Raw genomic sequence first — 13,916 nt, 5'->3', positions numbered from 1 at the left:
GTAACATGGTCGGGCTATGACTGATCCGCGCACATATCACGTCATCACCTACGGGTGTCAGATGAACGTCCACGACTCCGAACGCATCAGCGGCCTGCTCGAAGAGGCCGGGATGCACCGCGCCGCGCCGGGCAACGACGCGCTGGGAGCCGGTGCCGACGTCGTGGTGTTCAACACGTGCGCCGTGCGCGAGAACGCAGACAACCGCCTCTACGGCAACCTCGGCCACATGGCCAGCATCAAGGCCGTCCATCCGGGGCTGCAGATCGCCGTGGGCGGCTGCATGGCGCAGAAGGACCGCGACACCATCCTGAAGAAGGCTCCGTGGGTGGACGTCGTCTTCGGTACGCACAACGTCGGTTCCCTCCCCAGGCTGCTGGAGCGGGCCCGGGTGGAGCGCGAGGCTCAGATCGAGATCAAGGAAGCCCTCGAGACGTTCCCCAGCAACCTCCCGACGCGCCGCGAATCGCCCTACTCGGCCTGGGTGTCGGTCTCCGTGGGCTGTAACAACACCTGCACCTTCTGCATCGTGCCGGCCCTGCGGGGCAAGGAGACCGACCGCCGCCCGGGCGACATCCTCGCGGAGATCGAGATGCTGGTCAGTCAGGGCGTCCAGGAGATCACCCTGCTCGGCCAGAACGTCAACGCCTACGGCGTGGAATTCGGCGACAGGCAGGCCTTCGCGAAGTTGCTGCGGGCCTGCGGCACCGTCGACGGTCTGGAGCGCGTGCGCTTCACCTCGCCCCACCCCAAGGACTTCACCGACGACGTGATCGAGGCCATGGCCGAGACCCACAACGTGATGCCCCAGCTCCACATGCCGCTGCAGTCCGGCTCGGACCGGATCCTCAAGTCGATGCGTCGCTCCTACCGGGCGGAGCGCTACCTGGGCATCCTCGACAGGGTCAGGACGGCCATGCCGCACGCCGCCATCACCACCGACATCATCGTGGGATTCCCCGGCGAGACCGAAGAGGACTTCCAGGCGACGATGGACGTCGTGCGTCGCTCGCGGTTCTCCGCCGCCTTCACCTTCCAGTACTCGATCCGCCCCGGCACGCCTGCGGCCACCATGCCTGACCAGGTGCCGAAGGAGATCGTGCAGGAGCGCTACCTGCGCCTCGTCGACCTGGTCAATGACCTGGCCTGGGAGGAGAACAAGACGTTCGCCGGCCAGGAGATCGAGGTCATGTTCGCCACCGGTGAGGGCCGCAAGGATGCCGAGACCCACCGCATGAGCGGCCGGGCGCGGGACAACCGCCTGGTCCACGTGGCGGTTCCGGAGGACCCGGCGCTGCGGCCCCGGCCGGGCGACATCGCCACGGTGTCGATCACACATGCGGCGCCGCACCACCTGAACTCGGACCTCCTGCCCACCAACCTCAGGCGTACCCGCGGAGGGGACGCGTGGGAGGCGGCGCAGGGAGGCGCCAGGCCGGCGGGCGTCGGGCTGGGCATGCCCACGTTGGAGAAGCCCGCGCCGCTGCCCGCCGCCACCGGCTGCAACTGATCAGGGCTGGTCGGCTGGGCGCCTGGGCTGATCGGCCGGGCGCTCGGGCTGGTCGCCCGTGAGCTTGTCGAGCTGGTCGTTGCCGAAGTCCTGCGCCTTGTCCACATGACCGGCGTACCTGCCGTCGGTCTTGTCGTCGACGAAGTCGCCGGCCCGCTCGATGCCCTCCTCGATCTGCGTCTCGTGCTGCTTGGCCAGGTCATCGAGGTTGTCGAAGAGTCCCATGTCATGTCCTTCGGGTGGTGGGGTGAGGTCCCCATCATGCCCACCCCGGAGACCCGCGCGTCAGGCTTTTGGCAGACTGGGGGCGTGTCCCTTCCCTTGATCGTTCTCGTCGGCCCCACGGCCACAGGCAAATCGGGCCTCGCCGTCGATCTCGCGCTGGCGTTGGCAGAGCGCGGCCACCCCGCCGAAGTGGTGAACGCAGACTCGATGCTCGTCTACCGGGGGATGGACATCGGCACGGCCAAGCCCACCGTCGAGGAGCGGCGCGGGGTGCCCCACCACCTGATCGACATCGCAGAGGTCACCGAGCGGGCGTCGGTGGCAGACTTCCAGCGGCTCGCCCGCGCCACCATCGCCAGCCTGCGGGCTAGGGGGGTCATCCCGATCCTGGTGGGCGGCTCGGCCCTCTACACCCGAGCGATCACCGACCGCTTCGAGTTCCCGGCCTCTGACGCGGCCGTCCGGGCGCGTTGGGAGCAGGAACTCGACCAGGGCGGGCCGCATGCGCTGCACCGTCGGCTCGCCGAACTGGCGCCTGAGTCGGCGGCCGCCATCGAGCCCGCCAACGGCCGCCGGATCGTCCGGGCCCTCGAGGTGCTCGAGCTGACAGGGGGCCACGCCCCCGTCATCCCCGAGTGGACCTACGAACTGGAAGACGTGCACCAGTTCGGGCTGAACCTGGACCGGGCGGAACTGGACCGGCGGATCGACCTGCGCGTCGAACAGATGTGGGAACAGGGCCTCGTTGAGGAGGTCACGGCCCTCCTGGCGCGGGGCCTGCGTGAGGGCGTCACCGCGATCCGGGCGATCGGCTACCGGCAGGTGGTCGGCTTCCTCGACGGCGAACTCACCGAAGCGGAGGCCCGCGGTGAGGTGCAGCGAGCCACCCGGCGGTTCTTCCGTCGCCAACTCGGTTGGTACCGGCGCGACCCCCGCATCACATGGCTGGACGCAACCTCCCCGACGGCGGTCCAAAGCGTGCTCACAGGGATAGACTTGTGAAACTCAGGAGGGCGTGATGCGTCGGTTCAGCTTCCACAAGGGTCACGGCACCCGCAACGACTTCATCATCCTGGATGACTCCTACGGCATGCATGAGATGCATCCCGACTTCATCCAGATGGTCTGTGACCGGCACAGCGGCATCGGCGCCGACGGCGTGATCCGCGTGGTCCGGGCCTCCAGCATCCGCGGCTGGGAGGGCGACAGCTCGCTCTGGTTCATGGACTACTACAACGCCGACGGATCCATCGCCGAGATGTGCGGCAACGGGTTGCGGGTGTTCGCCCGCCACCTGATCAACGAGCAGCTGGTCGACAACGGGGAGTTCGACGTGGCAACCCGGGCGGGCCTCCGCCGCGTCGAAGTGGCCAGGCACGGGCTGATCCGCACCACCATGGGGGACGCGACCGTGTCCGATGAGGACGTCACCGTCCGGCTCGGCGGGCGGGAGTGGCCGGCGACGAAGGTGGATGTCGGCAACCCCCACGCCGTGGTGTTCCTTCAGGACGAGGACCTCGACTCCCTCAATCTGTACGACGCCCCCACCTGGGAACCTGTGAGTGCCTTCCCCGAGGGCGTCAATGTCGAGTTCGTCCGGGTCGACGAGCCAGGCAAGCTGTCCATGCGGGTCTTCGAGCGCGGCGTGGGGGAGACCCAGAGCTGCGGCACTGGCGTGGTGGCCACCGCGGCGGCCTATCGCCGGCGCGCTCAGCATGACGGCAGCGTCGACGTGACCGTTCCCGGTGGCGACCTCACGGTCGATTTCGACGGTGACGCGGCCCGCCTGACCGGGCCTGCGGTGATCATCGGGCGTGGGGAATTCTGGATCTGACGCGATTATCCACAGCCCGTGCCCGTCCCTTGGATGTCAGGGGCTGGGCTGGAAGAATGAGCAGACGATGACTAATTCTGACGAAGACCTGCTCGACTACGACGACGAGCTGGAGCCTGACTACGACGGCGACCAGGAAGACCTGGCGGCGCGCCATTCGTTGCGCCGCGTCGCCGGCCTGCGCACCGAACTCGAGGACGTCACAGAGGTCGAGTACCGCGAACTGCGGCTCGAGCGCGTGGTGCTGGTCAGTGTCTGGACCACAGGCTCACAGGAAGACGCCGACAACGCGATGGACGAGCTCAAGCTGCTGGCGGAGACCGCCGGCTCAGAGGTGCTCGACGCGCTGGTCCAGCGTCGCTCCCACCCGGACCCGGCAACCTACATCGGCCGCGGCAAGGTGCTGGAAGTCGCGGAGGTGGTGCGCGCCACGGGCGCAGACACCGTCATCTGCGACGGTGAACTCGAACCCGCGCAGTTGCGAAACCTCGAAGACCGGATCAAGGTCAAGGTGGTGGACCGCACAGCACTGATCCTCGACATCTTCGCCCAGCACGCCAAGAGCGCGGAGGGCAAGGCCCAGGTCGAACTGGCCCAACTGCAGTACCTCAAGCAGCGCCTCCGCGGCTGGGGCGGCAACCTGTCGCGCCAGGCGGGTGGCCGCGTCGCTGGCGGTGCAGGTATCGGTGGCCGAGGCCCCGGTGAGACCCGCATCGAGACAGACCGCCGCCGCATCCACACCCGGATCTCGCAGTTGCGCCGGAAGCTGCGCGAGATGGACGCCACCCGCGAATCCAAGCGGGCGGAGCGGCGTCGTCACCAGGTGCCTTCCGTCGCCATCGTCGGGTACACCAACGCGGGTAAGTCGTCGTTGCTCAACCGGCTCACGGGCGCCGGGGTGCTGGTGGAGGACGCGCTGTTCGCCACCCTGGACCCCACCACCCGCCGCTCGGAGACCGACGACGGCCGCGTGTTCACGCTCACAGACACCGTCGGCTTCGTGCGGCATCTCCCCCACGACCTCGTCGAGGCGTTCCGCTCCACCTTGGAGGAGTCGGCCCAGGCAGACCTGCTGCTCCACGTGGTGGACGCCGCAGATCCGGATCCTGAGGGGCAGATCAGGGCCGTCCGCACCGTGTTGTCAGAGATCGGCGCAGCCTCTGTGCCGGAACTGCTGGTCCTCAACAAGGCGGACGTCGCGGATGCCGCCAGCATCATGGCGTTGCGTGCAAAGCACCCGGATGCCGTCGTCATCTCCGCGCGGACGGGCCGCGGCCTCGAGGCGCTGCGTGAGGCCCTCGAGCAGAGGCTCCCGCGCCCCGAGGTCGCGCTCACCGCTCTGGTGCCGTACAACCGCGGGGATCTGGTGGACAAGGTCCACAAGACGGCCGTGATCGATTCGCTCGAGCACACCGGCGACGGCACGCTGATCAGCGCGCGGGTGCGCCCTGATCTCGCCGATGAGCTGGCCGAGTTCGTACGTGACTGATCACGGAGCCATTCTGGCGGCCGCGGTCGGTGACATCGGGGGCGAGGCACGCCCCGGTCAGCAGGCCATGGCAGACGCCGTGGCCGCGGCATTCGAGGATGACACCCACCTCCTGGTGCAGGCGGGTACGGGCACCGGCAAGTCGCTCGGCTACCTCGCACCCGCGCTCGCCCGGAGCGTGAGCACCGGCGAGGTCGTGGTCGTGGCCACGGCCACCCTGGCGCTCCAGGCCCAGTTGGCGACCAAGGACATCCCCACGGCGCTCGACGCAGTGGAGGAGGTCACCGGCCAGCGGCCCAAGGCGGCCATCCTGAAGGGCCGCACCAACTACGCCTGCCTCTACCGGGCCCGCCAGGGCTCAGACCTGGACCAGGATTCCCTGATCGGCGCCTCCGCCATGGCGGAGACGGCGGCCAAGTCGAAGGCCGACGACGTCAGCAGGCTCGGCGCCGAGGTACTGGCGCTGCGCGAATGGATCGAGGGCCAGGCGCAGAGCGGCGGCCTGGCAGACCGCGACGATGCCCCCACGCACACCGCCCGCGGCTGGTCGCAGGTGTCGATCCCCACGAGGGAGTGTCTGGGGGTGTCGGCCTGCCCCTTCGGGGCGGAGTGCTTCGTCGAGAAGTCCCGCGAGGTTGCACGCGACGCGGATCTCATCGTCACCAACCATGCGCTGCTGGCCATCAACGCCATGCACGGTGGCACCGCGCTGCCGGAACACGCAGCGCTCGTCGTGGATGAGGCGCACGAACTGGTCAGCCGCATCACGACCGCGGCAACGGATGAACTGACCCCGGGCATCGTGGATCGCGCCGCCCGGCGGGCACTCACCTGGCTCGACGACGACCTCGGCGTGGATTTCCTCGACCAGGTGGACACGTTGCGCGAGGCCCTGGACGAATCAGAACTCACCCGCATCACGGAGTCCTCCGCGCCACTGCCGTACGCTGCGGCAGCGCTGCGCGACGTTTCTCGTCGTGTGGTGAGCGCGCTGGGCAAGGTGACCGACGACCCGGACCGTCAGCAGGCCACCTCGTCGGTCAGGGAGATCTTCGACATCGCGGAGCGGATCGCCGCTCTGAAACCCCAGGACGTGGTCTGGGTGACAGAGTCCGACATCATGGGGCGCGCCGCGTACGTGGCGCCGCTCAACGTGTCGGGCCTCCTCAGGGACCAGGTCTTCGGCCAAGGGCCAACCGTGCTGACCTCTGCCACGCTCACGTTGGGCGGGGCGTTCGAACCGGCTGCGGGCGCCGTCGGGCTGCGCGCGGCAGACCGGCTTGAGGCCGAGGAAGAGGGGGACAACGAGTTCGCGTGGCGCGGCATCGACGTCGGCTCGCCGTTCGACTACCGCAAGCAGGGCATCCTGTACGTGGCCCGCCGGCTGCCGCCACCGGGCCGCGACGGGATGCACGACAAGACCCTCGCGGAGATCGCGCAGCTGGTCTGGGCGGCGGAGGGCAGGGCGCTGGGGCTGTTCGCTTCGCGCAGGGCGGCTGACCAGGCCGCCGACTACTGCAGGCGGGAACTGCCGGACCTGACCATCCTGGCGCAGGGCGACGCCCAACTGTCAGAGCTCACCAGACGCTTCCTCGACGAGCCCACCACCGCCCTGTTCGGCACCATGTCGCTGTGGCAGGGTGTCGACGTCCCGGGCGAATCGTGCCAGCTCGTCATCATCGACAAGATCCCGTTCCCGAGGCCGGACGACCCACTGATGCAGGCCAGGAAGAAGGCGGTCGACGACGCGGGGGGCAACGGTTTCATGAGTGTGGCCGCCACCCATGCCGCACTGCTCCTGGCCCAGGGGGCCGGAAGGCTGATCCGGCGCTCCGAGGACAGAGGAGTGGTGGCCATGCTCGACCCACGGTTGGCCACCGCGCGGTACGGATCCTTCCTCACTGCGTCGCTACCTGATTTCTGGGCCACCACGGATGGCGACGTGGCCGTGTCGGCACTCCGCCGCCTCCGCGGCGACCTTGAGTGACCTACCGGGGCTCACACCTTGCGGAGCAGCGCCACGACCTTGCCCATGATGCTGGCGTGGGTGCCGTCGATGGGGGAGTAGCGCTCGTTGTGCGGCAGCAGCCACACCTTGCCCTGCTGCAGCTTGTAGGTCTTGACGGTGGCCTCGTCGTCGAGCAGCGCGGCGACGATGTCGCCGTTGGTGGCGTCCTTCTGTTGGCGTACCACTACCCAGTCACCGTCGCAGATGGCCGCATCGATCATGGAATCGCCCTTGACCTCCAGGAGGAAGAGCTGGCCGTCGCCGACGATCTGCTTCGGCAGCGCGAACACGTCCTCGATGTGCTCCTCGGCCAGAATCGGCCCGCCGGCCGCGATCCGGCCCAACACGGGGGCGGCAACCGCTGAGGGACGCGCATCCCATCCCTGCGCCGAATCCAGTTCCTCGGGGAGCTTGGGCACGTCCGGCAGGGTCAGCACGACGGCACGCGGCCGGTTCGGGTCGCGGCGGATGAAGCCCTTCTGCTCCAGCATGCGCAGTTGGTAGGTCACTGAGGACGTCGACGCCAGCCCGGCCCTGTCCGCCACCTCGCGGATGCTGGGCGGGTAGCCGAGGTCCTCGATGGCGTCCTTGATCACGTGCACCAGCGCCAGTTGCCTGCGGGAGAGCCCGTAATCCGGTCCGTCGGGGATGGGGAAGCCTGCGAGCTGTGCCTCGATCTCTGCGTTGCTCGGGCGGCCACGGCGCGGGCGGTTCGTCTTGTCAGCCATGGCCCCCATGGTAGCCATTAGCTGGAACAGGTGTTCGAAATGCGCAGGCGTGTCGATGGTCGACGAATTTTGTCAGAGGGGACGTGTTGAATGGTTCACGTCGCGAAATCCCGTGGCGCACACCACGCTTCGAACGAATGTTTGAATCTGATCCGCACATGGGGTACCGTTTCAATCGAACACTTGTTCTAGGAATGAAAGAGGTCAGTCATGACCACGTCGAGCGCAGTTCGCTTCCAGATCGTCGGCACGCCCGGTCGTCGGGTCGTCACCGTGTCCCCGGCCGGCCGCCCTGATCTCCATCTGCCCCGCCTCAGTCCTGCCCGCCCGGTGGGCCCCGGCCGCACGGGCGCCGCTGCCTCGTGCCGTGTCGTGAGCCCGGAGCGCCGTTCCGCGTGGCTCGCGGTCAAGGTCGCGGTGGTGTCGCTGTTGGCACTGGCTGGCGGCGCCGTCTCCGCCGCTCAGTTGGTGGACGGCTTCGTGTCGCCGGATCCGGCGGTGGCATACGTCCCCGGTGACCCCGCATGGGCCCACGTCACACAGCCCTGATTCCTCTACTGGGACACGCCGAATTCCCCTCGGCGTGTCTCTTGCCTTCGTGATGGGCCGCGCCTAGTGTGATCCCTACATCTAGTGGTTGCACTGATGTGATTCCCCTACAAGTTGTGATTCGAACGTGATTCGCCACTTGTGAGGAACCGCTCCGGTGTGGCACTGTTGTCCACTCGCTCCATCGCTTGAGGAAGGCCCGCACAGTGCACTGCCCGTTCTGCCGCCACTGCGACACCAAGGTGTCGGATTCGCGCGCGACAGACGACGGTTCCGCCATCCGGCGCCGTCGCATGTGCCCCATGTGCGAGCGCAAGTTCACCACGATCGAACAGATCATCCTGACGGTGGTGAAGCGGTCCGGCGTCGTCGAATCGTTCAGCCGCGAGAAGGTCATGCGCGGCGTGTCGAAGGCCTGTAAGGGCCGTCCCGTCACACCGGCGCAGTTGGCCGCTCTCGCCCAGCGTGTGGAGGAGTCCCTCCGGGCCTCCGGCCAGGCGGAGATCCCTTCGGAACAGATCGGCGTGGCCATCCTCGGCCCACTGGAGGAGCTCGACTCCGTCGCGTACCTCCGCTTCGCCAGCGTCTACAAGAACTACGAGTCGGTCGACGATTTCCAACGCGAGATCGACGCCCTGCGCCTCAGCGCAACCACCAGGAAGCCGGCACCCGAGGGCGGAGCTGCCTTCCAGCAGCTCACCGCCCAAGAGCCGCTCCTCGGCTGAGCAACACATCAGCTTCACATCGAATCAAACGCAGCAAGAGAATCAGAGGGGTTTTGACCATGACAGCGACCGCAGCGCGGGCCTCCCGCCGCAAGTCCTCGGACACAGAGGCCAAGGGTCTCGTCATCGACCGCGTCTTCACCAAGCCGGGCGTGCATCCGTACGACGAAGTTGAGTGGGACCGCCGCGACGTGGTGCAGACGAACTGGCGAACCGGTGAGACCGTCTTCGAGCAGCACGGCGTGGAGTTCCCGTCGTCCTGGAGCGTCAACGCCTCCACCATCGTCACCACGAAGTACTTCCGTGGCGCCGTCGGCACCCCCGAGCGGGAAGACTCGCTGCGCACCCTCATCGACCGGGTGGTGACGAGCTACGTCAAGGCCGGCGCCGACTACGGCTACTTCGCCACGGACTCCGACGCGGAGATGTTCGGCCACGAACTCACGTGGATGCTGCTCAACCAGTACTTCTCCTTCAACTCGCCCGTCTGGTTCAACGTCGGCACCCCCTCGCCGCAGCAGGTCAGCGCCTGCTTCATCCTCTCGGTCGACGACTCCATGGAGTCCATCCTCAACTGGTACCGGGAAGAGGGCTTCATCTTCAAGGGCGGCTCCGGCGCCGGCCTCAACCTCTCCCGCATCCGTTCGTCCAAGGAACTCCTGAGCTCCGGCGGCACCGCCTCCGGCCCGGTGTCCTTCATGCGGGGCGCCGACGCGTCGGCCGGCACCATCAAGTCCGGCGGCGCCACCCGTAGGGCCGCCAAGATGGTGGTGCTCGACGTGGACCACCCGGACATCGTGGAGTTCATCGAGACCAAGGCGCGCGAAGAGGACAAGATCCGCGCCCTGCGTGACGCCGGGTTCGACATGGACCTGGGCGGCAAGGACATCACCTCGGTGCAGTACCAGAACGCCAACAACTCCGTTCGCGTCAGCGACGAGTTCATGACCGCCGTCGAGGACGGTGCCTCCTTCGGGCTGCGGTCCCGCAGCGACGGCTCGGTGATCGAGGAGGTCGACGCAAACGACCTGTTCCAGAAGATGGCCAAGGCGGCCTGGGAATGTGCGGATCCCGGCATCCAGTACAACGACACCATCAACGACTGGCACACCAACCCGGTGACCGGCCCCATCACGGCGTCCAACCCCTGCTCCGAGTACATGAGCCTCGACAACTCGTCGTGCAACCTGGCCTCGCTCAACCTGCTGAAGTTCCTCAAGCCCGACGGCACCTTCGACGCGGAGACGTTCGTCAAGGCTGTCGAGTTGATCATCACCGCGATGGACATCTCGATCTGTTTCGCGGATTTCCCCACCGAGTCCATCGGGGAGACCACCCGCAACTTCCGCCAGCTGGGCATCGGCTACGCCAACCTCGGCGCACTGCTGATGGCCATGGGCAAGGGTTATGACACGGATGGTGGCCGCTCCACCGCCGCCGCCATCACGTCGGTCATGACGGGCGCCTCGTACCGCCGCTCGGCTGAGCTCGCCGCCATCGTCGGCCCGTACAACGGCTACGCCGTCAACGCGGAGGCCCACCAGCGCGTGATGCGCAAGCACCAGGCGGCCAACGACGACCTGCGCGTGCTGGCAGACGACCGGCAGCTGCATGCCGTCGCCACCCGCGAGTGGGACCACGTGGTCTCGCTGGGCGCCAAGAACGGCTTCCGCAACGCGCAGGCCTCCGTGCTGGCGCCCACCGGCACCATCGGCTTCATGATGGACTGCGACACCACCGGCGTCGAGCCGGACTTCTCGCTCGTGAAGTTCAAGAAGCTCGTCGGCGGCGGTTCGATGCAGATCGTCAACCAGACGGTCCCGCGCGCGCTCAAGCGTCTCGGCTACAAGTCGGAGGACATCGACGCCATCGTCGAGTTCATCGGCACCCACGGTCACGTGATCGGGGCTCCAGGTCTGGCCGCCGAGCACTACGAGGTCTTCGACACCGCCATGGGGACCCGGGCCATCAAGCCCATGGGTCACGTGCGCATGATGGCGGCCGTGCAGCCCTTCCTCTCCGGCGCCATCTCCAAGACGGTCAACCTCCCGGAGGACGCCACGGTCGAGGAGATCGCGGACGTCTACCTGCAGGGCTGGAAGCTCGGTCTCAAGGCGCTCGCCGTCTACCGCGACAACTGCAAGGTCGGCCAGCCCCTCTCCGACGGCAAGAAGAAGACCGCCGTCGAGGCGAAGGAAGCCCCGCAGCCCGAGGTGCGCATCGAGTACCGTCCCAAGCGCCGCCGCCTGCCCAAGTCGCGTGCTTCGCGCACCACGAGCTTCTCTGTGAGCGGTGCCGAGGGCTACATGACGTCGGGTGCCTACGACGACGGCCGCCTCGGCGAGGTGTTCCTCAAGCTCGGCAAGCAGGGTTCCACGCTGTCCGGCGTGATGGACGCGTTCTCCATCGCAGTGTCGATCGGCCTGCAGTACGGCGTGCCGCTGGAGAGTTTCGTGCAGAAGTTCACCAACCTGAAGTTTGAACCCGCCGGTATGACGGACGACCCCGACATCCGGATCGCGCAGTCCTTCATGGACTACATCTTCCGCCGCCTGGCCCTGGACTACCTCACGTTCGACGACCGCGCCGAACTCGGCATCTACACCGCCGGTGAGCGCGCCCGCTACGTCGAGACCGGCAGCTACCTGTCGGAGGAGGACGAGGCCCGGATGCCCGAGGCCGAGCAACTCCGCAACGACGAGTTCGACGACTTCAACGTGGACGGCGCCCGTCAGCCTTCGCTGATCGACGCGCACACGACGGCGGAGTTGATGGAGGCCATGGGTGTCGCCGCGATCGACGCGCCGCTCTGCATGACCTGCGGCACCAAGATGCGCCCGTCGGGCAGCTGCTACGTCTGCGAGGGCTGCGGCTCCACCAGCGGTTGCAGCTGATGTCAGTTCTCATCGAAATGTCAGCGGATTCGCACTGATTTATCAGTGGATTCACACCCGATGTCAGTGGATTCGCACAGGCATGTCAGTGACGTGAGACGGTCACGGGTGTGACTTTCACCGGGAACGTACAACGGCAACGCGAAGAGGCCCGGAACCGATGTGGTTCCGGGCCTCTTGTGTGCCGCCAGATATCGAGGCAGTACCTAAAGTCCCTTGAGGTGGCGTTCCGTCGATCCGCTCCGCAGCCCGCAGATGTATGCAAAGCGTGCACATGGACCGTCCGATTTCTCGGATGATGAACAATCATGGGGCAACCCCGGCTAATCTCTCGAAAAGGAGACTGCGTGGTTTCCACCGAAGGAGTCTCAAGTATGAGACGTTCAGCCATCGTGATTGTAAGTGCCCTAGCGTTGGCGAGCTTAGGTCCCTGGGCTGCTGCCGAGAAGAGCGAAGTGCCCATCCCGGGTCCGCCAGGGACAGTCAGCACCGAGCAGATATATTCGCAGGATGACCCGAGGACAGGGGTCTTGGTAGATGAGCAGATCGCCCTACAGCGCCGACTCGAAACCGCGCTCGCCGATCTACCAGGTTTCGACGGTGTCAGCGTGGATTTCGACCTATCCGTCACGATTGATATTTTGCAGGGGTCGAGATTGGCCAAGTCGGGGAGCGCCGCCTTGGACGAGGAACTAGCTTTGGCTGGGGTGGAACTCGCTAGCGAGCCCGCAACCCGAATTGTTACGACCTCGCGCGATCAGATCGCCGATGACGTACTGACTGTCCAGTCCATCGTTGACGCGCTGAAGCCAGTGTACGCGTGGGTTGGACCCGGCACGCACGACGATAACCCAGTCGTTCGCGTACTGATTGATCAGGACCTTGCGGTCGCTGCGAGGGAGGCGATCGGCGATGCTGACCTTGTCTCAGAGGTACACGTCACCGGCGATATTGATGCTGGACCCTCCGAGGAGGGCTGGGCTAGGAACGACACAGTTGCTCCATATCGAGCAGGCTCGACCATGACGGCGCCCGGCGTCCCCTCAAACTACTCTCACTCATGCACCATGGGGCCCTGGATGGAACCCCGCCACGGGTTATTGGCAGGATAGTTGCGTTGCGTACTCCCCGATGTGGAGCCTCGAGAGCAAGCTGGGCGTCCAGCTGATCACGGTGGCACCTTGACGGACGGAGTCAACGATCGCGCCGCTTGATCCGATCGTATCGCTCCACTGCGGCTGGGGGCGGAGCTGAGTCACTGGGTGAACGGCACCTTGCGCTGAGTCAGTGCGAGAACCGGAGCGACAACTGCCTGAGAACTGACAGCTGACCAGCACGATGTGGAACCGCAGGGCCGCCCCGGGCACAACCGGGGCGGCCCTGTCCGCGTTGCGCCGGGCTTAGGCTGTCCCCGTGAGGGAAGTGAACGAGCCTGCGTCGACCGGTCTGTCGACGGCGCGAGCCGCACTGCTCGCCGCAGCCGCCGGCTACGCGGTGCTCGTGGTCTACCAGGCGTCCACACTGCCGCACCGGGTGCCGGGACAGATCGGGCCCGGAGGGGAGGTCACCGGATGGTCCGACCGCCCCACCCACGTGCTGATGGCCTGCCTGGCCGGCCTGGGGCTGTTCCTGGTGATGTGGTTCGTCCCCAGACTGATCGGCCGGCTGCCGGTCGAAGCCATCAACCTCCCGCACCGTGACTACTGGCTGAGGGCGGAGAACCTCCCTCGGACGCGTCGGATGATCGCTGACGACATGGGGTGGTTCGGGGCCGCGACCATCACCTTCGTCGGCTTCGCCCTGGATCAGGTGGGCAGGGTGGCCAGGGGGCAGCCGGGTTTCTCAGGGGCCTTCTGGGTCGTCCTCGTCACCTATCTCGCAGGCGCTCTCGGATGGGCCCTGTGGAGCACCTTCGGCCGGCGCTGGAAACCCCCACCCCACCCTTTGAGATGAG

12 protein-coding genes are annotated in these 13,916 nt (G+C 66.9%); 10 read left to right on the top strand and 2 right to left on the bottom strand.

Translation table 11 applies throughout. The features are described 5' to 3' along the window. Window positions 1-16 precede the first annotated feature (16 nt). Entirely contained in the window at window positions 17-1,510 is a 1,494-nt protein-coding gene (miaB, locus tag J7D54_RS08945; protein ID WP_182763573.1) for a tRNA (N6-isopentenyl adenosine(37)-C2)-methylthiotransferase MiaB, read from the top strand. On the opposite strand, the gene J7D54_RS08940 is transcribed toward miaB, so the two are convergent. Then, entirely contained in the window at window positions 1,511-1,735 is a 225-nt protein-coding gene (locus J7D54_RS08940; protein ID WP_182763572.1) for an antitoxin, read from the bottom strand. Window positions 1,736-1,819: 84 nt separating this feature from the next. Here J7D54_RS08940 and miaA point away from each other — a divergent pair, with 84 nt between their 5' ends. The 4 genes from miaA (at window position 1,820) to J7D54_RS08920 (ending at window position 7,045) form a co-directional block, all read left to right on the top strand. After that, window positions 1,820-2,737, top strand: a complete 918-nt coding sequence (gene miaA / locus J7D54_RS08935) for a tRNA (adenosine(37)-N6)-dimethylallyltransferase MiaA (RefSeq protein ID WP_245243931.1) — start codon at window positions 1,820-1,822, stop codon at window positions 2,735-2,737. Between the two features lie 16 nt (window positions 2,738-2,753). Continuing rightward, on the top strand, window positions 2,754-3,569 hold the full coding sequence (gene dapF / locus J7D54_RS08930; RefSeq protein ID WP_182763571.1) for a diaminopimelate epimerase: 816 nt from the start codon (window positions 2,754-2,756) through the stop codon (window positions 3,567-3,569). Window positions 3,570-3,636: 67 nt separating this feature from the next. Continuing rightward, the gene (hflX, locus tag J7D54_RS08925; protein ID WP_182763570.1) at window positions 3,637-5,058 is read left to right on the top strand and encodes a GTPase HflX; all 1,422 of its coding nucleotides are present in this window, start codon (window positions 3,637-3,639) and stop codon (window positions 5,056-5,058) included. Between the two features lie 67 nt (window positions 5,059-5,125). Then, on the top strand, window positions 5,126-7,045 hold the full coding sequence (locus J7D54_RS08920) for an ATP-dependent DNA helicase (RefSeq protein WP_245244232.1): 1,920 nt from the start codon (window positions 5,126-5,128) through the stop codon (window positions 7,043-7,045). A gap of 11 nt (window positions 7,046-7,056) precedes the next feature. Here the strand turns inward: J7D54_RS08920 and lexA are convergent, their stop codons facing one another. Then, window positions 7,057-7,794, bottom strand: coding sequence for a transcriptional repressor LexA (lexA, locus tag J7D54_RS08915; RefSeq protein ID WP_083665371.1), 738 nt, complete (start codon window positions 7,792-7,794; stop codon window positions 7,057-7,059). 210 nt (window positions 7,795-8,004) lie between these two features. On the opposite strand from lexA, the gene J7D54_RS08910 reads away from it, so the two are divergent. From J7D54_RS08910 to J7D54_RS08890, 5 genes are all read left to right on the top strand, one after another. Then, on the top strand, window positions 8,005-8,343 hold the full coding sequence (locus J7D54_RS08910) for a hypothetical protein (RefSeq protein WP_182763568.1): 339 nt from the start codon (window positions 8,005-8,007) through the stop codon (window positions 8,341-8,343). 206 nt (window positions 8,344-8,549) lie between these two features. Then, window positions 8,550-9,068: a transcriptional regulator NrdR gene (nrdR, locus tag J7D54_RS08905; RefSeq protein WP_076058428.1), complete on the top strand. Its 519-nt coding sequence runs from the start codon at window positions 8,550-8,552 to the stop codon at window positions 9,066-9,068. A gap of 59 nt (window positions 9,069-9,127) precedes the next feature. Then, window positions 9,128-11,962, top strand: a complete 2,835-nt coding sequence (locus J7D54_RS08900; RefSeq protein ID WP_182763567.1) for a vitamin B12-dependent ribonucleotide reductase — start codon at window positions 9,128-9,130, stop codon at window positions 11,960-11,962. A 347-nt stretch (window positions 11,963-12,309) separates the two neighbouring features. Continuing rightward, the gene (locus J7D54_RS08895) at window positions 12,310-13,074 is read left to right on the top strand and encodes a hypothetical protein (protein WP_182763566.1); all 765 of its coding nucleotides are present in this window, start codon (window positions 12,310-12,312) and stop codon (window positions 13,072-13,074) included. A 301-nt stretch (window positions 13,075-13,375) separates the two neighbouring features. Continuing rightward, window positions 13,376-13,915, top strand: a complete 540-nt coding sequence (locus J7D54_RS08890) for a hypothetical protein (protein WP_182763565.1) — start codon at window positions 13,376-13,378, stop codon at window positions 13,913-13,915. Window position 13,916: the final 1 nt, after the last annotated feature.

The organism is Tessaracoccus sp. MC1865 (assembly GCF_017815535.1).
Lineage (GTDB): Bacteria > Actinomycetota > Actinomycetes > Propionibacteriales > Propionibacteriaceae > Arachnia.
The sequence above is the reverse complement of the archived record's forward strand: the minus strand, read 5'-3'. Positions and strand labels throughout refer to the sequence as shown.